Origin of the sequence: Streptomyces sp. E-08 (assembly GCF_049913095.1) — a bacterium.
Lineage (GTDB): Bacteria > Actinomycetota > Actinomycetes > Streptomycetales > Streptomycetaceae > Streptomyces.
Genome location: NZ_CP183971.1, coordinates 8,162,830 through 8,180,534, shown reverse-complemented (window position 1 = coordinate 8,180,534; position 17,705 = coordinate 8,162,830). Strand labels below are relative to the sequence as shown.

General features: G+C 74.4%; 16 protein-coding genes. 10 read left to right on the top strand and 6 right to left on the bottom strand.

Annotation, left to right across the window (positions count from 1 at the left end):
- Positions 1 to 204: 204 nt before the first annotated feature.
- Positions 205 to 789 carry a nucleosidase gene (locus tag ACN9MM_RS37365; protein WP_426368235.1) on the top strand — a complete coding sequence of 195 codons (585 nt, stop codon included), beginning with the start codon at positions 205 to 207 and terminating at the stop codon, positions 787 to 789.
- Positions 790 to 807: 18 nt separating this feature from the next.
- On the opposite strand, the gene ACN9MM_RS37360 is transcribed toward ACN9MM_RS37365, so the two are convergent.
- Complete coding sequence (locus ACN9MM_RS37360) at positions 808 to 1,980, bottom strand: alpha/beta hydrolase family protein (protein ID WP_426368234.1); 1,173 nt, start codon at positions 1,978 to 1,980, stop codon at positions 808 to 810.
- Positions 1,981 to 2,329: 349 nt separating this feature from the next.
- Here ACN9MM_RS37360 and ACN9MM_RS37355 point away from each other — a divergent pair, with 349 nt between their 5' ends.
- The 3 genes from ACN9MM_RS37355 (at position 2,330) to ACN9MM_RS37345 (ending at position 5,049) form a co-directional block, all read left to right on the top strand.
- Positions 2,330 to 2,449, top strand: coding sequence for a putative leader peptide (locus tag ACN9MM_RS37355; protein ID WP_426368233.1), 120 nt, complete (start codon positions 2,330 to 2,332; stop codon positions 2,447 to 2,449).
- Positions 2,450 to 2,566: 117 nt separating this feature from the next.
- A complete protein-coding gene (locus tag ACN9MM_RS37350) occupies positions 2,567 to 3,688 on the top strand; it encodes an LLM class flavin-dependent oxidoreductase (protein ID WP_426368232.1) in 1,122 nt (373 codons plus the stop codon).
- A complete protein-coding gene (locus ACN9MM_RS37345; protein ID WP_426368231.1) occupies positions 3,685 to 5,049 on the top strand; it encodes an NtaA/DmoA family FMN-dependent monooxygenase in 1,365 nt (454 codons plus the stop codon). The genes ACN9MM_RS37350 and ACN9MM_RS37345 overlap by 4 nt, the downstream gene beginning before the upstream one ends.
- A 148-nt stretch (positions 5,050 to 5,197) precedes the next feature.
- Here the strand turns inward: ACN9MM_RS37345 and ACN9MM_RS37340 are convergent, their stop codons facing one another.
- Positions 5,198 to 7,090, bottom strand: a complete 1,893-nt coding sequence (locus ACN9MM_RS37340; protein ID WP_426368230.1) for a CocE/NonD family hydrolase C-terminal non-catalytic domain-containing protein — start codon at positions 7,088 to 7,090, stop codon at positions 5,198 to 5,200.
- Positions 7,091 to 7,313: 223 nt separating this feature from the next.
- A complete protein-coding gene (locus ACN9MM_RS37335; protein ID WP_426368229.1) occupies positions 7,314 to 7,958 on the bottom strand; it encodes a TetR/AcrR family transcriptional regulator in 645 nt (214 codons plus the stop codon).
- A gap of 156 nt (positions 7,959 to 8,114) precedes the next feature.
- Here ACN9MM_RS37335 and ACN9MM_RS37330 point away from each other — a divergent pair, with 156 nt between their 5' ends.
- Together ACN9MM_RS37330 and ACN9MM_RS37325 are read left to right on the top strand one after the other, a co-directional pair.
- Positions 8,115 to 9,608 carry an APC family permease gene (locus ACN9MM_RS37330; protein WP_426368228.1) on the top strand — a complete coding sequence of 498 codons (1,494 nt, stop codon included), beginning with the start codon at positions 8,115 to 8,117 and terminating at the stop codon, positions 9,606 to 9,608.
- Positions 9,609 to 9,612: 4 nt separating this feature from the next.
- A complete protein-coding gene (locus ACN9MM_RS37325) occupies positions 9,613 to 10,476 on the top strand; it encodes a carbon-nitrogen hydrolase family protein (protein ID WP_426368227.1) in 864 nt (287 codons plus the stop codon).
- A gap of 15 nt (positions 10,477 to 10,491) precedes the next feature.
- On the opposite strand, the gene ACN9MM_RS37320 is transcribed toward ACN9MM_RS37325, so the two are convergent.
- The 3 genes from ACN9MM_RS37320 to ACN9MM_RS37310 are packed head-to-tail and all read right to left on the bottom strand — an operon-like array spanning position 10,492 to position 13,803.
- The gene (locus ACN9MM_RS37320) at positions 10,492 to 11,604 is read right to left on the bottom strand and encodes a PP2C family protein-serine/threonine phosphatase (protein WP_426368226.1); all 1,113 of its coding nucleotides are present in this window, start codon (positions 11,602 to 11,604) and stop codon (positions 10,492 to 10,494) included.
- Position 11,605: 1 nt separating this feature from the next.
- Positions 11,606 to 13,219, bottom strand: a complete 1,614-nt coding sequence (locus ACN9MM_RS37315) for an MFS transporter (RefSeq protein ID WP_426368225.1) — start codon at positions 13,217 to 13,219, stop codon at positions 11,606 to 11,608.
- Positions 13,216 to 13,803 carry a TetR/AcrR family transcriptional regulator gene (locus tag ACN9MM_RS37310; RefSeq protein WP_426368224.1) on the bottom strand — a complete coding sequence of 196 codons (588 nt, stop codon included), beginning with the start codon at positions 13,801 to 13,803 and terminating at the stop codon, positions 13,216 to 13,218. Before ACN9MM_RS37310 ends, ACN9MM_RS37315 begins: the two co-directional genes overlap by 4 nt.
- Before the next feature lie 299 nt (positions 13,804 to 14,102).
- Between ACN9MM_RS37310 and ACN9MM_RS37305 the strand changes: the two genes are divergently transcribed.
- The 4 genes from ACN9MM_RS37305 to ACN9MM_RS37290 all read left to right on the top strand — a co-directional run bounded on the left by ACN9MM_RS37305 (position 14,103) and on the right by ACN9MM_RS37290 (position 17,661).
- Complete coding sequence (locus ACN9MM_RS37305) at positions 14,103 to 14,684, top strand: TMEM165/GDT1 family protein (RefSeq protein WP_426368223.1); 582 nt, start codon at positions 14,103 to 14,105, stop codon at positions 14,682 to 14,684.
- Between the two features lie 114 nt (positions 14,685 to 14,798).
- Positions 14,799 to 15,317: a hemerythrin domain-containing protein gene (locus ACN9MM_RS37300; RefSeq protein ID WP_426368222.1), complete on the top strand. Its 519-nt coding sequence runs from the start codon at positions 14,799 to 14,801 to the stop codon at positions 15,315 to 15,317.
- Between the two features lie 84 nt (positions 15,318 to 15,401).
- Positions 15,402 to 16,019 carry a TetR/AcrR family transcriptional regulator gene (locus ACN9MM_RS37295; RefSeq protein ID WP_426368221.1) on the top strand — a complete coding sequence of 206 codons (618 nt, stop codon included), beginning with the start codon at positions 15,402 to 15,404 and terminating at the stop codon, positions 16,017 to 16,019.
- Positions 16,003 to 17,661 (top strand): acyl-CoA dehydrogenase family protein, encoded by a 1,659-nt coding sequence (locus tag ACN9MM_RS37290; RefSeq protein ID WP_426368220.1) that lies wholly within the window; start codon positions 16,003 to 16,005, stop codon positions 17,659 to 17,661. The genes ACN9MM_RS37295 and ACN9MM_RS37290 overlap by 17 nt, the downstream gene beginning before the upstream one ends.
- Positions 17,662 to 17,705: the final 44 nt, after the last annotated feature.

Below are 17,705 nucleotides of genomic sequence, written 5' to 3'. Positions count from 1 at the left end.
AAGGCGGGAGCCGAGCCCGGCACGGAAGGCGAGGGTCGAGCCCGGCACGGAAGCCGGGAGCCGCGCTCCGGCCTCCTGGCTCCCCGTTCACCTCCGGACCGGTCTGCGCGGCGCCGGTCCGAAGGGCCTGTGTGTGCGCGGCTCCCGGCTTCCGTGCCCCGCCCGGTTGTACGGCGGGCGGGCCCTCGAACTAGCGTGGCCCCCATGGAACTCTTGGGACAGATCACGGCCGACCGTCCGCTGCTCGTGCTCGCCGTCAAGGAGGAGGCGCAGTTCCTCGACACGGAGCTGCCCATCCTGCTCACCGGCATGGGGAAGGTGAACGCCGCGAGCGCGCTCGCGACCGCGCTCGGCCGGGGGCCGCTGCCTTCCGGGATCGTGAACCTGGGGACGGCGGGAGCGCTGCGCCCGGGCTGGACGGGGACACACGTCGTCGGCACGGTCGTGCAGCACGACCTGGACGGGCAGCTGCTCGCGACGCTGACCGGCGAGACGTACGGCGCTCCGCTGACCCTGCCGGACGGCGGTGACGTGGTCCTGGCCACCGGGGACGCCTTCATCTCGGACGAGGCGGCGCGCGCCCGGCTCGCCGAGCGCGCACCGCTGGTCGACATGGAGGGGTACGCGCTCGCGGCCGCCGCGGAGCTCGCCGGGGTGCCGCTGCGCATCGTGAAGCACGTCAGCGACGAGGCCGGTGACGGGGCCGCGCGCACCTGGCGCGAGTCGGTCGCCGAGTGCGCGCGGGCGCTGGCCGACTGGGCGGCGGCGAACACCCCGTACCGCTCCTGACCCCCGCCCGGACGGGCGTCAGCGGTGCTGGAAGTGGACCTCCGGGTTCGCGGGCGTCGGGCCGTCGAGAACCGGTCGCGGGATCCCGCGCAGGTGCTGGTCGAAGAAGGCCGCGACGTAGGTCCGGGTGACGGCGACGGCCCGTTCGGAGGGCAGCTCGGGCTGGGGCAGGCCGAAGTGACGTGCGATCACGGGTCCGTCGGAGAAGGTGAAGTGCTCGGATCCGGCGACCGTGATCCAGCGCTTCCAGCCGTCGAGCGCGGTCCACGTCCGGTCCCAGCTGTCGTCCTCACCGCCGGGCAGGTGCATGCCGTCGTGCGTCCCGAGCATCATGAACGGGCGGCCCCGCAGGCCCTCCGCCGGGAGGTCCTCCCAGAACCTTCCGTCCATGTTGATCCCGGCGTCGATGCGGCGATCGGCCGCCATCGCGGTGGCGGCGCTCGCCCCTCCGATGGAGTGGCCGGCCATGCCGACGCGGCGCGCGTCGATCGTGTCGGCGTACCGCCAGGCGGGCTCGGGCCCGGTGAGCCGGTCCAGGACGTACCGCATGTCGGCGGCGCGGGTCGAGGTCACGACGCTGCCGTGCACCCCGCCCTCGTCGAGGGCCGTGCAGGCGACGCAGGTGACGGTGCGGCCGCCGGGGAGGGTGATCCCGTACGACTCGTAGGCGTGGTCGACGGAGGCGACGACGTAGCCCCGTGAGGCGAGGTCCTCGGCGAGATGGGTGAGCGTCCAGCGCGAGACGCTGAAGCCCGGCGAGAGCAGCACCAGCGGGTGGCGGCCGGGCGCGGGCCGGACGTCGGTCCTGCTGTGGGTGCGCGTGCGGGCGAGCACGTCGCCGGAGACGCCGGGCCCGAGCTGCTCGGCGAGCAGGCGCGCCTCCTCCCGGGTGGCGTACGGGGCCGGGTGGCCGCCCCCGGAGCGGGCCGCCGGGTAGCGGACCGTGACCATGAGCGCGCGGCCGTCTGCGGAGGGCACCCACGGGTCGGTACGGGAGCGGTCGACGAGCGGCAGGACCGTGCTGCCGACGGCGTACGGGCCGGTGGGGGCCGGGAGCGTGGCGGCCCGTGGGACCTGGGCCGGGGTGCCCGTGGCCGGGGTGTCCGGGGCGGCCGCCGTGGCGGCGCCGACCGGTAAGGCGAGGGAGCAGACGAGTACGGCGGCCGCGGCCGCCCTGGTGAATCGGATCATGCGGGCACGTTAGGCGCGGGGGCCGGTCCGGCGCGTCCGTCCCTGGGCCGACCTCCGGTCAGCCCAGAGTCGGACACGAGATCAGGCCCGGGGGATACGAGATCAGGCCCGGCGGCCCGCCGCGTCCGGCCGCACGGGACCGGCGAGCCGTTCGAACTACCGGCCGACGGACCGCGGCTCGACTTCCCTCCCCCTGACCCGCCCTGACGTCCCGGCGGTCGGAACGACCTTGACCCGCCCTGTCGTCCCGGCGGTCGGAACGACCTTGACAGCGCCGAAGGCGTCCTGCCTATGGTGACGTGTCCCCGTCCGTACACCTGGGCGGGACCTGGACCAGGGGGAGGCGCACGTGCCAGCAGTGATCGCCACGGCGCACGTCCCCGCCCGTTCGAGTGCCCGCCTCGTCTGCCGCCGGCACGTCGACCTCTGCCGTACGTCCTCGGCCATCTGTCCTTCCCCTCGCGCCTGACCCCGCCCCGCGTGGGTCCGCGCGTCCCGTGACGTCCCGTAGCCCGGCCCCCGTGCAGCCGTGCCCCGCACCGCTGCGCCGTGCCGTCGCGCGTCCCTGTCGTTCGGAAGGACTCCCATGCCCCGCCCTGCCCTGCACCTGGCCGTCGAGATCGACGGCGACGGTGCCCATCCCGCCGCGTGGCGCCGTGCCGCGCACTCCCCCGGCGAGCTGCTGACCCCGCGTCGGCTCGCCCGGGTGGCGGCCGTCGCCGAGAACGCCGGGTTCACCCTGGTCACCCTGGAGGACTCCATCCTGCCGCCCGACGCCGGGGACGGCTCCGGTCCCGTGGGGCGGATCGGCGCGGTGGAGCGGGCCGCGTTCGTGGCCGCGTCGACGAGCGTCCTCGGCGTGGCGCCGGTCGTGGCGACCACGTACGCCGAGCCGTTCCACGTGTCCTCGCAGCTCGCCTCGCTCGACCACGTCTCGGCGGGCCGGGCCGGCTGGGTCGTCGCGGTCGAGGAGGACCCCGCCGCCGCCCGCGCCTGGGGGCGGCCGGTCGTCGAGGGCGCCGACGCGCACGCCCGGGAGGCCCGGGACGGTCTCCGCGTCGTACGGGACCTGTGGGACTCGTGGGAGGACGACGCGGTGATCCGGTCGGTGGCCACCAGCCGCTACCTGGACCGGTCCCGGCTCCACGCCATCGACTTCTCGGGCGAGACGTACTCCGTGAAGGGCCCCTCGATCGTGCCGCGCCCGCCGCAGGGCCGGCCCGTGGTCCTCGCCCGCGCGGGTCTCGTCCCGGCCGGTCTCGCCGACGTCGCGCTGGTCGGCGGGACGACGCCCGCCGAGGCGGGCGCGGCGGCCGCGGGCGCCGGGGCGCCGCTCGCCTTCGCCGAGATCGAGGTCGCCCTCGACACGCCGGGCGAGACGGCGCGGGAGCGGATCGCCGACCTGGAGCGCCACGCCCCGTGGGAGGGCGGCCCGGACCGGCTGCGGTACACCGGTCCCGCCGCCGGCCTGGTGGACCTGCTGACGGAACTCGGCGGCCACGTCGACGGGGTGCGGCTGCACCCGCTCGTCCTGGACGAGGACCTGGCAGTGCTCTCCCGTCTCGCCCTGCCCGAGCTGTTCGTCCGGCGGATCGCCGCGCGCCCACTGCCGGGCGCCACCCTGCGCACCTCCCTGGGCCTCCCCCGGCCCCTCAGCCGCTTCACGACCGACGGTGCCGCCGCGCTCGTCACGGAGGAGACCCGATGACCCGCGCCGATGAGAACGACGTCCCGCGCCCGGACGCCCAGCTGCACTTCGGGGTGTTCTTCCAAGGCGTGAACCACTGGACGATCTGGTCGGACCCGTCCAGCGGGTCCCAGATCGACCCGGCGTCCTTCCTGCGGGTGGCGAGGACCGCCGAACGCGGGCTCTTCGACGCGTTCTTCCTCGGGGACGGCCTGCGGCTGCGCGAGTCGGAGGGCGGCATCCACGAGCTGGACGTCGCCGGCCGCCCCGACTCGATCGTCCAGCTGTCGGCGATCGCCGCCGCGACCGAGCGGATCGGTCTCGTCTCCACGTCCAACACCACGTTCAACGAGCCGGGCGATCTCGCCCGGCGCCTCGCGGGTCTCGACCTGCTCTCGGGCGGCCGGGCCGGCTGGAACGTGGTGACCACCCACAACGCCTGGACCGGCGAGAACTTCCGGCGCGGCGGCTTCCTCGACCACGCCGACCGCTACCGGCGCGCCGAGGAGTTCCTCTCCGTCGCGCGCGCCGTGTGGAACGGCTGGGCGGAGGGCGCGGTCGCCGGTTCCGCCGAGGCCCGGTCCTGGTCGGTGCCGGACGCGGTGGGACGCGTACGGACGCGGACCGACCACTTCGACGTCGATCTGGCGCCGACGCTGCCGCGCAGCGCGCAGGGCCACCCGGTGATCTTCCAGGCGGGCGACTCCGGCGAGGGCCGGGACTTCGCGGCCCGCAACGTGGACGTGATCTTCTCGGCGCACGGCACGGACTTCGACGACGCGCTGGCGTTCGCCGAGGACGTCCGGGCCCGGCTGCGGGCGGTCGGACGCCCGGAGGACGCCCTGCGGATCCTGCCGGGCACGGAGATCATCATCGGGGCCACCGAGAAGGAGGCGGAGGAGAAGGCCCGCTGGGTCCGCCTCGAACAGGTCACGCCCGCCGTCGCTCTGGGCATCGCGAGCCGGCTGTGGGGCTTCGACCTGTCCGGGCGGGACGCGGACGGGCCGCTGCCCGCCGAGGACCCGGTGGTCGCCCGGTACGACGGGAAGTTCGGCACCCGTCAGCTCGGCGAGACGCTGGACACGGTGGCCGAGTGGCGGGCGAAGGCCGATGCCAACGGCTGGTCGCTGCGCGAGACGGTGATCGAGCTCGGCCCGCAGCGCGGGCACGTCGGGACCCCGGCCGGACTGGCCGAGAAGTTCGCCCGGTTCGCCCGGTACGGGGCCGTCGACGGCTTCAACATCTCGCCGTACCTCGTGCCGGACGGTCTCGACGACATCGTCGAGCTGCTCGTGCCGGAGCTCCAGGAGCGGGGCGTGTACCGGACGGCGTACACGGGGACGACGCTCCGGGAGCACCTGGGGCTCGCGCCGGTGGCGTGACCGAGCGGCGAAGACGGGTGCCCGGTACTCCCGGCACCCGTCTGCGCCGTACGGTCCGCCGGCCCGGCTGCGGTCCGGGCGTCCCTCTTCCGCCGTGCGGTGCGCAGCCCTGCGACGGTTCCCGGCGTCCCCCTCCGGCGCACGGTCCTCAGCCCAGGGGCAGTTCCAGGAAGGCCGGGGCGTCTTCCGGGGAGGTGAGGGTGGTCTGCGTCCAGGTGACGGAGGCGTCTCCGTAGAGCGGGTCCTTGCTGTCGACGACCAGCATCAGCCGGTGTCCGGCGGGGATGTCGTACGCGGCGGCCTGGAGCCGCCAGGTGACGCTGCGGTCCTGCTCGGGCGTCAGCCCGTACACGTTGAGCGGCTCGTGGGTGACGATCCGGGCCGTGCCTTCCTCGGCGACGTCGAAGAGGTGGGCGACGAGGCAGGCCGAGGTGGCCGTGGAGCGGACGGTGAGGCGCAGCCGCGGGGCGCCCCGGACGCGGCGCCCGGACGCGCCCCGCCCTCCCGGCTCGGTGAGCGGTGCCGTGGTCCAGACGAGGGCGTGCCGCCGGTCGATCTTGCGGGTGTCGTAGGTCTTGGGGTTGCCGGCGCGTTCCGCCTGGCCGGTCTTCATGAGCGCGTCCATGACGGTGGCCTCGGTGTCCACCCCCGCGAGGAGGGAGCGGCGCCAGCCCGTGACCTCCGAGGGTGCCGTCGTCTCGCCGGCGGGGAGGAGCCGGCCGTCGGCGCCGCCCGCGCCGTCGCCCGTGAGGCCGAGGACCTCGACGCCGGTGGTGACCCGGCCCCAGTCGGCACGCTCCTCCCGGTAGGCCTCTTCGACGATCCGGTTCTCGCCGGTGGGCTCGCCGGTGCCGGGGTCCGGGACGGGTTCGGTGACGTAGGTGAACATGACCTGGTTGCAGACCTGCTGCCAGTCCTCGACCCCGTTGCGCTCGCCCTTGAGGTGGTGGTCGAGCCAGGCGTACGCCTCGGCCAGGGGCAGGTTGACCCTGTCGGGTTCCGTACCGATGAGCCCCGGGCCCTCGGGGGCGGCATGGTCGCCGATCCAGAGGTTGAGCCGCTTGGGGACGTCGAGTCCTTCGAAGGTCGTCAGGAGCTGGTTGACGGCGAAGAGGCCCTCGTGCCAGGTGTTCGAGAGGAAGGTGGGGGTCTCGTTGTCGTTGGTGAGGTGGAGGTACGACTCGGGGGCGCGCAGCAGGCCCCACTCGACGACCCTGTCGAGGTTCCGGTCGGCCAGGAAGTCGGCGAGGATCTCCTGGTTCGCGGTGTCGAACTTGGTCTCCACCGGGCCGCCGGTGAGCCCGAGGAGGGCCTTCACTGCCGCGAGGTGGCGGGTGTCGTGGTCGTAGAGGCTGGTGGCGAGGTTCCCCCAGGTGCTGAGCGCGGCGACGGCGGCGACCCGGTCGTCGTGGGCGGCGACGAGCTGGCTGATGCCGGAGCCGTAGGACTCGCCGAGGAAGCCGATCGCGCTCGGGGCGAGGTGGTCGGTCGCGAAGTCGATGACGGCGGAGCCGTCCGCCCAGTCGTGGGGTCCGGCGACGTCGACGAAGCCCTCGGAGGTGGAGGGCAGTCCGGGGATGCCGAGGCCGCGGGGCGTGTAGGCGAGGACGTGGTAGCCCCTGCGGGCGAGGTCGAGGTAGGACCAGAGGAACAGCGGCCAGCCGAAGGGGGTCCAGCCGGCCGGGACGACGACGAGCGGGTGCGGGCCGGGGCCGAGCTGCCGGAGGCTGAAGGCGGAGAGCCGGATGCCGTCCGTGGCCTCGACGCGGTGGTACGCGGGGACGGCGAGGCGCCGTACCTCCCGGACGGACGCGGCGAGTTCGGCGGGGAGCAGGGCCTCGGGGTCGCCGTTCCCGTCCAGGACGGCGGTGGTGAGGGTCTGGGCGAGCCGGACGACGTCGGGGTCGACGGTTCCGTCGGCGGCCCAGAGGCCGCGTCCGGCGGTGCGGGAGGCCTCGGCGGCGGTGAGGCCCGCCGTGATGCCCGGGAAGCCGGGGAATTCTTCGGACGATCCGTTGGCGAAGGGGTTGTCCTGGGGCACGTGCACCCGTCCTCTCGAATGGGCTGTGGGCGGTCCGCACTGCGGACGGTCGCAAGCCTCACGTACCGGGAACGGGGCGACCAGAGCGCACGAACGGCGCACGGGACGCGCAACCGGGCGGCAACGACACAAGCCGCCCCGGAGTCGGTGTTTGCCGAGGGGGTCCGCGCCGGTCCCGGGGAGGTGTCCGGGATGTACACCGCCTGCCGGGGACCTGCCCGCGTCAGGGACGTGCCCCGGCTCCCTGGGGCGCGTCCGGCAGGTATCCCGTCGCGGCGCGGGCGTAGGAGTGCAGGGCGGTGATCACTTCCCGGGGCGAGCGGCGGCCGGCGAGCACGTCCATCTGGTAGCCGTCCTCCATCGCCACGAAGTTGGCGGCGACCAGACGGGCCGGGTCGTCCAGGGTGAAGTGCCCCTGGGCCTCGCCGAGCACCAGGATCCCCTGGTAGACGCCGATCTGGCGCTCGGTCAGGACGCTGTCGAGGGCGGCGGCCTTGGGATCGCGCAGGGCCCGGGGCCAGTACTCGAAGAGCAGCCGGGGCAGCCGGTCCTGGGGGCCCGTGGCCACTCCGGACGCGATGCAGCTGCGCAGCCTCCCGCGTGCGTCCGCCTCCCGCTCCGCGGCGGTCTCGCGCTCCCGGCAGAACCGCTCGATGGCCTGCTGGAAGGTCTCGTACATGAGGGCGTCGAGGTCCTCGTAGTAGTACAGGACCGCCGCCGGGGTGACCCCGGCCTCGGCCGCGACGTCCTTCAGGCGGAGCCCTTCGAGTCCCCTGCTGAGCAGGGCCCGCGCCGCGGCCTCGCCCAGCTGGGCGCGCCGGGCCTCCTGGTCCTTGTTCCGCGCCACCTGGTCCCTCCGCCGCCTCATGAACTAAATCGAAACCAAAAGATACAGCCCGAGGTCTTGACCGCACCACTGCCGATTCCTTAAATCTCCGTTTAACGAATGCGGGACGTCCGCACCCGTCCGTACGCCCCTCAGTCCGCACCCCCAGTCCGTACGCCCCTCACCGGGAGGCCCCTCATGACCAGCGCATCCGACACCCCGCCCCCTCCGGAACGACCCCTCGGCAAGGGCCTGCGGGGTGACTCCGTCGGTCTTCTCGCCACGGTCGCCCTCGGGCTCGCCTCCGTGGCCCCCGCGTACAGCATCGCGATCACCCTGGGCCTGGTGACGCTCGTGGTCGGCGACCTGGCCCCCGCGGCGCTGATCCTCGGCTTCGTGCCGATCCTCCTGACGGCCTTCGCCTTCCGGGAGCTCAACCGGCGGATGCCGGACTGCGGCACGACGTTCGTGTGGAACACGCGGGCGTTCGGCCCGGCCGTCGGCTGGGTGGCGGGCGGCTGGACGGTCCTCGTCGCGACCGTCCTCGCGATGACCGCGCTCGCCCAGGTCGGGGCCTCCGCGATCCTCGCCCTCCTCGGGCTCGGAGAGGCGGCCGGCAGCACCCTCGCCGTGACCGTCGTCGCCGTCCTGCTGATCGCCCTGGTCGTCACCGTCGCCTACCGGGGCATCCAGCTCGCCGCCCACGTGCAGTACGCGATGCTCGGCCTCCAGCTCCTCGCGCTGCTCGCCTTCGGCGTCGCGGCCTTCGCCCGGGACGGCGCCGCCACCCCCTCCCTGAGCTGGGTCGACCCGTTCGCCTTCGACGACTTCGGCTCCTTCGCGGAGGCCGTGCTCCTCTGCCTGTTCGTCTACTGGGGCTGGGACGCCCTGATCACCTTCAACGAGGAGACCGTCGACAGCGGCCGCACCCCCGGCAGGGCCGCGGTCGCCTCCACCCTGATCCTGCTCGTCACCTACCTCTTCACCGCCTTCGCCGCGATCTCCTTCGCCGGGACCGGCACCGGAGGGCTGGGGCTCGGCTCCGCGGAGAACGCGGCCGACGTCCTCACCCACCTCGCGCCGGCCCTGCTCGGCGGCGCCGCGAGCCGGGTCGTCACCCTCGCGATCGCCGTCTCGGCCGTGGGCGCGCTCCTGACCTGCGCCGGCTCCTCCCCCCGGAGCACGCTCTCGATGAGCGCGCACGGCGCCCTGCCCGCCGCCTTCGGCCGCATGCACCCGCGCTTCCGCACCCCCGCCTTCGGGACGGTGTTCTGCGGAGCGGTCGCGTCCGTGGCGCTGGTCCTCCTCACCCTGGTGTCCGCCGACTTCCTCGGCGACGCCATCCTGTCGATCGGCCTTCTCATCGCCTTCTACTACGGCGTCACCGGCTTCGCGTGCGCCTGGTACTTCCGCCACCGGCTGCGGGACTCCCCGCGCGAGCTGCTCGTCAAGGGCGTCCTCCCGGCGACCGGCGGTCTGATGATGCTGGCGGCGTTCGTCCGCAGCGCCTACGACATGGCCGATCCCGACTACGGCTCCACCTCGCTCGGCGGGGTCGGCGGGGTGTTCCTCCTCGGCGTCGGTTCGATCGCCCTCGGAGGCGTCGTGATGCTGCTCGTCCGCACCCGCCACCCCCGCTTCTTCCAGGACGGCCGCACGGCCGTCACCACCCTGCTCGTCACGGAGAGCTGAGTCCATGCGCACCCTCGCCATCGCCGCCGTCCAGACCTCGCCCGTCGCCCACGACCCGAAGGCCAGCTGGGAGCGGTTCGCCGACCAGGTCCGCGCGGTCCGCGACACCTTCCCGCACGTCCAGCTCGTCGTCGTCCCGGAGCTGCTGCTGTCCGCGGAGGCGCCGCTGCTCCAGGCCCGCGCGGAGTGGATGCAGGAGGCCGCCGTGCCGGTCCCCGGGCCGCTGACGGACCGGCTCTGCGCCCTGGCCCGCGAGACCGGCCTGTGGCTGGTCCCGGGCAGTGTGTACGAGCGGACCGACGACGGCCACGTCTACAACACGGCCCTCGCCGTCTCCCCCGCGGGCGAGATCGTCGCCCGCTACCGCAAGGTCTTCCCCTGGCAGCCGTACGAGCAGACCCGCCCCGGCCACGAGTTCGTCGTCTTCGACCTGCCCGGCATCGGCCGCGCCGGCCTCGCCATCTGCTACGACGGCTCGTTCCCGGAGACGGCACGGCAGCTGGCCTGGCTGGGCGCCGAGGTCATCATCCAGCCGACGCTGACCACCACCCGCGACCGCGAGATGGAGCTGGTCTGCGCCCGGGCCAACGCCTGGACCAACCAGTTGTACGTCGTCAACGTCAACGCCGCCGATCCGGCCGGTGTCGGAGCCAGCGCCGTCGTCGACCCGGAGGGCATCGTCCGTCAGCAGGCGGGCACCGGCGAGGAGGTCCTCGTCGACGTCCTCGACCTCGACACCGTGACCCGCGTGCGCACGTACGGCTCCGCGGGCATCAACCGGCCATGGGACCAGCTCGCCCGCTACGGAGAGCGGATCGAGCTGCCCATGTACGGGGGAACGTTCCGCCCGGTCCCGCCCCGCGCCTGAACCGGCACCCCCGGCTCAGGGGGCCTCGGGCGGGCGGACCACGACGACGGCGGCGACGTCGTCGTCGAGGCCGCCCGCCCCGTACGCGGAGAGGTCGCGGTGGAGCAGTTCCGGCAGCTCCGCGGCCGGTTCACGGGCCCAGCCGCGCAGGCGCAGCTCCAGCGGGTAGAACGTGCCCGTCCGGTCGCGGGTCTCGCTGACGCCGTCCGTGTAGAGGAGCAGCCGGTCCCCCGGCCCGAAGGGCACCTCCTCGATCCGGTGGTGGTTCTCGGCGAGCCCCGCGAGGTTGACCGGCAGCGAGGGGTCGGTGAAGTGCACGGGCTCGACGCCGTTCGCGCCCTGGAGCAGCGGGGCGGGGTGGCCGCAGCTGAGGAGCCGTGCCACGTCGTGGCCGTCGGGGAACTCCACCAGGACGACGGTGGCGAAGCGTTCGGCGGCGTCCGAGTCCGGGTCCCACGCGCCGTAGCGGGCGAGGCCCTCGTCCAGCCGGTCCGCGAGGTTCCCGAGGTCGGGCGCGTCGTTGACGGCGGCGCGGAAGGAGCCGAGCAGGACGGACGCGGTCTCCACGGCGCCGAGGCCCTTGCCCTGGACGTCGCCGAGCATCACGCGCACCGCGCCCGGGATCCTGACGGCCTCGTAGAAGTCGCCGCCGATCCGCGCCTTGGCCGCGGCCGCGACGTACAGCAGGTGCAGTTCGAACACGCCGAGTCGTTCGGGCAGCGGGCGCAGGACGACCCGCTGGACGACCTCGGCGACGGCCGTGACCTCGCGCAGGTCCCGCTCGTAGCGGGTCCTGACGCGGCTCACCCAGGCCGCGGCGGCGGTCACCGCGGCGAGGATGAGCTCGCTGGCGAGGAGGTCGGACGCGAACCCCTCGCCCCGGGTGAAGTCGAGCAGGGCGCGGACGCCCATCGCGGTCATACCGATGGCGACGGTGGCACGCACGGGCCAGGTGACGGCCGCGAGGGCGGGCGCCGCGACGAGAAGGCGGTCGAAGCGCTCCCGGTCGGGCGTGACGAGGTCGGCGACGACCGTCACCACCAGGACCAGGAAGGGCAGGGCGCGACCGAGGTTGAACTGGATGCGCGCCGCCGTGCCGGGAGGACGGCGGAAACCGGCTGCGGGCATCTCATGATCGTACGCAGCCCTGCCGTCCGGCCCCGGGTGCCGCCGGCTCCGGGCGTGTCCCCCGGCGGACCGCACGGCCGGGCAGGGCCAGGGCGGCGGGCAGGGCGAGCGCGGCGATCAGCGTCAGGACCGGAAGGGCGGCGCCCCTGGCCGGTACGAAGCCGCCGTCCGGGACGAGCGCGAGGAGCAGCGTCGCGATGGCGACGCCGAGCGCCGGTCCGACGTTCATCGCGGTCTGCTGGAGGCCGCCGGCGACCCCGGCGTGCTCCGCGGGGGCGCGGTGGACGACGACAGAGGTCGCGGTGACCATGAGCGTGACGAACCCGGCGCCGAGCAGCGCGGAGGCGACGCCGACGGGGACCGCGCCGGCCGTCGCGTCGAGCCGGGAGAGCACCAGCACCCCGAGCGTGACCAGCGCGGCCCCCGCGGTCGCGGTGCGCCGGGGGCCGAAGCGGCGCTGGAGCGGTGGGCAGAACGGCGCGCCGAGGATCATGAGGACGGCGAGGGGCAGGACCCGCAGGGCGCAGTCGAGGGGGTCGAGGCCCTGGACGTCCTGGAGGAAGTACGTCGTCACGAAGAGCGCGCCGAACAGGCCGGCCGAGGCCGCGAGGAGCACGGCGAGCCCCGCGACGACCGGCACGCTCCGGAGCAGCGCCGGGTGCAGCAGGGGGTGCGCGACCCGGCGCTCCTGCCGTACGAAGGCCACCCCGGCCCCGACGGCGGCGGCGCAGTCGAGCACGGCGCCCCCGGCGCCACCGGCCCGGGAGGCCGCGTCGAGTCCGTGAACCAGAAACCCGAGCGTGAGGGCGAGCAGAAGCGCCCCGACCGGATCGAGCGCGGCGAGACCGACTGTGGGGCGGCGGGGAGAACCCACGGGCGGGAGCCCCTGTGAGGCGGCACCGCCCACGGGGACCGGACCCGTCGAGGCCGGGTGGGCGGGCGAGCCCGGGTGGTCCGGCCGCGCCGGGCGGTCCACCGGATCCGGGCTCTCCGGCGACGCCGGGCGGGCCACCGGCACCAGGCTCTCCGGCGACGCCGGACGGTCCACCGGCACCGGGCTCTCCGGTGCCGCCGGGCGGGCCACCGGCGCCAGGGCCAGTATGCCGATCGCGACGGTCGGGGGGACGCCCAGGAGGAAGACCGCGCGCCAGCCGTACGCGGAGACCAGGGCGCCGCCGACCAGGGGGCCGGCCGCTGCGGCCAGGCCGATGGCGGCGGTGCGCACCGCGATCGGGGTCGCGAGCCGTTCCGGCGGGTAGGCCGTGCGCAGCATGCCGAGGGTGGCGGGCTGGAGGAGCGCCCCGCACACGCCCTGGAGCACGCGCAGCGCGATCACGGTGCCGATGCCGGGGGCCAGGGCGATCCCGGCGGACGCGGCGGCGAAGCCGAAGGCACCGACGGCGAAGACCCGCCGGTGGCCGTACCGGTCGCCGAGGCGGCCGGCGAGGACGAGGAGGCTCGCGACGGCGACGAGGTAGCCGGTGCTGGTCCACTGCACCTGGCCGACCTGGGCGTGCAGGTCGCGTTGGAGGGCGGGCTGGGCGACGGTCAGGACCGTGCCGTCGAGGGCGACGACGGCGGCGCCGACGACGCTGCAGGCGAGGGTGCGGTTCACAGGGCGGCCTCCCCGAGGTGGGCGTCGAGCGCGGCGGCCAGCAGCGGGCCCGGGGAGTCGCCGCCGGTGGCGAGGCGGAGGCTGCCCCAGTGCCAGAGCTGGGCGATCCCGTGCAGGTTCGCCCAGAGGGCACCCGCGAGGACGGAGGGTTCGGCCTCGGGGCGGACGCGGGCGACGAGGCCGGCCAGGTGGGCGAAGAGCGGCAGGCTCGTCTCGCGCAGCCCGAGCCGGCCGCTCTCCAGGAGGTCGTGCCGGAACATCAGCTCGTACATGCCGCGCCGGGTGTCGGCGTAGTCGAGGTAGACGCGGGCGAGCACCTCGATCCGCTCGCGAGCCGGGGCCTCTTCGGGGTCCGCGTCGGCGATGCGGGCGGCCAGTTCGGCGAAGCCCTGCCGGGCGATCGCGGATAGCAGGTCCAGGTGGGCGGGGAAGTACCGTCGTGGCGCTCCGTGCGAGACGCCGGCGCGGCGGGCGATCTCGCGGAGCGAGAGGGCCTGGGCGCCCTCGGCGTCGAGCAGCTCGACGCCGACCCGGACGAGCCGGTCGCGCAGCCCGTCCTCGTTCTCCTTGTCGCTCTCATGCATAGACACTGCCTACCAAGATCGAGTAGACGCTGTCTACCCACTCTCGCGCCCCCATCCGTTACACTGGGCGACAGCGAAGGGGAGTAGCCCTGCGAACCGGTCGTCGACACACTGGAACCCCCGGGTTCCCGGTGACCGGGTCCGCGCACCACGCGGACGGGCGAGACCTTCGGCCAGGCATTCGTCACGTCCGCGTTCCCGTGGGCGTGGTCCGTCATGCCGGGCCGAGTGGTCCTCCCGTCGCCCACCGAGGTGGCACCCGGAGCCCACAGGGCCCGGACCGAGCAGAGAGCCCCGGTATGCACCTCGACCCCTTGGCGATCCTCACCGCCTTCGGGCTGATCTTCCTCGCCGAGCTTCCCGACAAGACGATGTTCGCGTCCCTCGCCATGGGCACGCGTATGCGTCCGCTGTACGTATGGATCGGCACCTCCACCGCCTTCGCGGCCCACGTCGCCATCGCGGTGGGCGCCGGCAGCCTCCTCGGGCTGCTCCCCGGCTGGAGCGTCAAGCTGGTCTCCGCCCTGATGTTCGGCTTCGGCGCGTTCATGCTGCTGCGCGGCGGGGGCGACGACGGGGCCGACGAGGGCGGCCGGACGGTCAGCGGCTTCTGGCCCGTCTTCTCGACCGCCTTCATGGCCGTCTTCATCAGCGAATGGGGCGACCTGACCCAGATCACCACCGCCAACCTGGCCGCAACCAACGGCACCTGGTCGACGGCGATCGGCTCCTTCGTCGCCCTGACGACGGTCTCGGCACTGGCCCTGGTCGCGGGCCGCTTCATCGCCAAGCGCGTCCCCCTCAAGACCGTCCAGCGCATCGGCGGCATCTGCATGGCGGGACTCGCGATCTGGTCGCTGACCGAGGTCTTCACCGGCTGACCCGAGCCACCCCCGCACGGCGCACGCCCCTTCCCCTCTCGGGAAGGGGCGTGCGCCGTCCCGGGAGCGACACGAGGGCGTACGCCGGCCCCGCCCGGTGGAATCATGCGGCGCATGACCACCACCTCCGATCCCTCCGACCGGCTCACGGCGTTCGGGAACCAGCTCGTGGACGTACACCTCTGGCTCCGTGAGGAGCTCGCCCGCCTCCGTGAGGAACTGGACTCCTTCCTCTCCGGCGGCAGCGCCCGCCCCCGGAACCTGCGGGCACACTGCCTCGCCTTCTGCTCCGCGCTCACCCGCCACCACACCGCCGAGGACCGGGGCGTCTTCCCCGTCCTCGCCGAGGCGTACCCCGCGCTGCGGCCGGTGCTCGACGAACTGGCCCGCGACCACGTACAGGTGGAGGAGATCCTGGTCAGCCTCCAGGCCCTCCTCGACACCCTCCCGGCCGAGCCGGGGAGCGACCCGGACCCGACGGAGGCGCAGCGGGTGCGTGGCGAGCTGGACGGTCTCGTCGCGCTCGTGGAGTCGCACTTCACGTACGAGGAGAAGAAGCTCGTCAAGGCCCTCGACGAGCTGGGCACCCCGCTGCCGGACGACTTCGCGCTCCGCGACCTGACGGGCCGCTGACGGAGCCGGGCGCCCGCTCCTCAAGGGGCGGGCGCCTTCGTCCGGCCTCTTGATGAAGCAGTGAATCACTGCTTCACTCCTTCCATGCCCTACCGACGCACCCCCGCCGTGCAGGCCCGGCTCGACGCCCAGCGCGTCTCGGTCGTGGACGCGGCCCTCGGGCTGCTCGCCGAGCAGGGGTACGCGGGCTGCACGATGGCCGCCGTCGCCGCGCGCGCCGGAATCGCCACCGGCAGCGTGTACCGCCACTTCCCGAGCAAGGCCGAGCTCGCCGTCGAGCTGTTCAGGGCCGTGGTGAGCCGGGAGGTCGCGGCCGTCTCCGAGGCGGCCGGGCACCCCGGGCACGGTTCGGCGGCCGAGCGGGTGGTCGCCGTGATCGAGACCTTCGCCCAGCGGGCCCTGAAGTCCCCGCGCCTGGCCTACGCGCTGCTCGCCGAGCCGGTCGACCCGGCCGTGGACGCCGAGCGGCTCGTCTTCCGGCGGGCGTTCCGGGACGTGTTCGCCGCGCGCGTCCAGGAGGGCGTGCGCTCGGGCGAACTGCCGCCGCAGGACCCGGTCCTGACGGCCTCGGCGCTCGTCGGGGCGGGCGCGGAGGCGCTCGTCGGACCGCTGGCGGAGGGGTCCGTCGGGCCCGGCACCGTACCCGCACTCGTCACCTTCACCCTGCGAGCACTGGGAGTTCCCGATGCCGACCACGCATGAGGTCACCAACCAGGCACCACCGCTGACCGGTTACGACGTCTCCGCCGACCCCGCGCTCCTGGAGGCGCTGCGCCGGGAGGGCGCGGGCTGGGCCGAGGACGAGGTCCGCGAGCTCGGGGCGAAGGCGGGGGGCGAGGAGGCCCAGGAGTGGGGGCGGCTCGCCGAGCGCCACTCCCCCGTCCTGCACACCCACGACCGGTACGGGCACCGGATCGACGAGGTCGAGTTCCACCCGTACTGGCACGAGCTGATGGACACGGCCGTGCGGCACGGCCTGCACGGCGCCCCCTGGCGCGACGAGCGGCCGGGCGCGCACGTGGCGCGCGCGGCCAAGGTGTTCGTGTGGGGGCAGGCCGACGCGGGGCACCTGTGTCCGGTCTCCATGACGTACGCGGCGGTGCCCGCGCTGCGCGCCCAGCCGGAGCTCGCCGAGGTGTACGAGCCGCTGCTCGCCTCCTCCTCGTACGACTTCGGGCTGCGGGTGCCGACGGAGAAGCGCGGCATCATCGCCGGGATGTCGATGACCGAGAAGCAGGGCGGATCCGACGTCCGGGCGAACACGACCCGGGCCGTGCCCACGGGCGAGCCCGGACAGTACGCGCTGACCGGCCACAAGTGGTTCACCTCGGCCCCGATGTCAGACGTCTTCCTCACCCTGGCGCAGGCGCCCGGCGGCCTTTCCTGCTTCCTGGTGCCCCGGGTGCTGCCCGACGGCAGCCGCAACGCGATCCGGCTCCAGCGCCTCAAGGACAAGCTGGGCAACCGGTCCAACGCCTCCTCCGAGATCGAGTACGAGGGTGCCCTCGGCCTGCTGGTCGGCGAGGAGGGGCGCGGGGTGGCCACCATCATCCGGATGGTCAACATGACGCGGCTCGACTGCGCCATCAGCTCCGCGTCCGGGATGCGCCTCGGTCTCGTGCAGGCCGTGCACCACGCCACGCACCGCGAGGCGTTCGGGGCGCGGCTCGTGGACCAGCCGCTGATGCGGAACGTCCTCGCCGACCTGGCCGTGGAGGCGGAGGCCGCCACCGTCGCGGCCCTGCGCCTGGCGGGCGCGGTGGACCGGGCGGCGCGCGGCGACGCCGAGGAGGAGCAGCTGCGGCGGCTCGGGCTCGCGGTCACGAAGTACTGGGTCTGCAAGCGGGCGCCCGCGCACGCGGCCGAGGCGCTCGAATGCCTCGGCGGCAACGGCTACGTCGAGGACTCGGGCCTTCCGAGGCTCTACCGGGAGTCGCCGCTGCCGTCCATCTGGGAGGGCTCCGGGAACGTCGCCGCGCTGGACGTGCTGCGGGCGATGGCCCGTCAGCCGCAGGCGGTGGAGGCGTACTTCGCGGAGGTCGACCGGGGCGCGGGGGCGGACCGGCGGCTCGACGCGGCCGTCGCGGGCCTCCGCAAGGACCTCGCCGGTCTCGGCGACCCGGACGCGGTCGCGTACGGGGCACGGCGGCTCGTCGAGCGGCTCGCCCTGGTCCTCCAGGGTTCGCTGCTCGTCCGGCACGGCCACCCCGCGATCGCCGACGCCTTCTGCGCCTCGCGTCTCGACGGCGACCGGGGCCTGGCCTTCGGCACGCTGCCGGCGGGGGTGGACACGGCGGCGATCATCGCGCGGAGCGGCCCGAACGCGGTGGTCACGCCTGCCTGAACGGTCATGTCGGACAGGACCTGACCTACTTCGCGCCTAGCGTG

What these genes read in the sequence shown, in the direction of transcription:
- ACN9MM_RS37320 (WP_426368226.1), bottom strand. Translation starts at nt 11,604, where the DNA reads ATGCCCGCAGCCGGTTTCCGCCGTCCTCCCGGCACGGCGGCGCGCATC.
- ACN9MM_RS37325 (WP_426368227.1), top strand. Translation starts at nt 9,613, where the DNA reads ATGCGCACCCTCGCCATCGCCGCCGTCCAGACCTCGCCCGTCGCCCAC.
- ACN9MM_RS37290 (WP_426368220.1), top strand. Translation starts at nt 16,003, where the DNA reads ATGCCGACCACGCATGAGGTCACCAACCAGGCACCACCGCTGACCGGT.
- ACN9MM_RS37330 (WP_426368228.1), top strand. Translation starts at nt 8,115, where the DNA reads ATGACCAGCGCATCCGACACCCCGCCCCCTCCGGAACGACCCCTCGGC.
- ACN9MM_RS37300 (WP_426368222.1), top strand. Translation starts at nt 14,799, where the DNA reads ATGACCACCACCTCCGATCCCTCCGACCGGCTCACGGCGTTCGGGAAC.
- ACN9MM_RS37295 (WP_426368221.1), top strand. Translation starts at nt 15,402, where the DNA reads ATGCCCTACCGACGCACCCCCGCCGTGCAGGCCCGGCTCGACGCCCAG.
- ACN9MM_RS37360 (WP_426368234.1), bottom strand. Translation starts at nt 1,980, where the DNA reads ATGATCCGATTCACCAGGGCGGCCGCGGCCGCCGTACTCGTCTGCTCC.
- ACN9MM_RS37365 (WP_426368235.1), top strand. Translation starts at nt 205, where the DNA reads ATGGAACTCTTGGGACAGATCACGGCCGACCGTCCGCTGCTCGTGCTC.
- ACN9MM_RS37335 (WP_426368229.1), bottom strand. Translation starts at nt 7,958, where the DNA reads ATGAGGCGGCGGAGGGACCAGGTGGCGCGGAACAAGGACCAGGAGGCC.
- ACN9MM_RS37305 (WP_426368223.1), top strand. Translation starts at nt 14,103, where the DNA reads ATGCACCTCGACCCCTTGGCGATCCTCACCGCCTTCGGGCTGATCTTC.
- ACN9MM_RS37345 (WP_426368231.1), top strand. Translation starts at nt 3,685, where the DNA reads ATGACCCGCGCCGATGAGAACGACGTCCCGCGCCCGGACGCCCAGCTG.
- ACN9MM_RS37350 (WP_426368232.1), top strand. Translation starts at nt 2,567, where the DNA reads ATGCCCCGCCCTGCCCTGCACCTGGCCGTCGAGATCGACGGCGACGGT.
- ACN9MM_RS37310 (WP_426368224.1), bottom strand. Translation starts at nt 13,803, where the DNA reads ATGCATGAGAGCGACAAGGAGAACGAGGACGGGCTGCGCGACCGGCTC.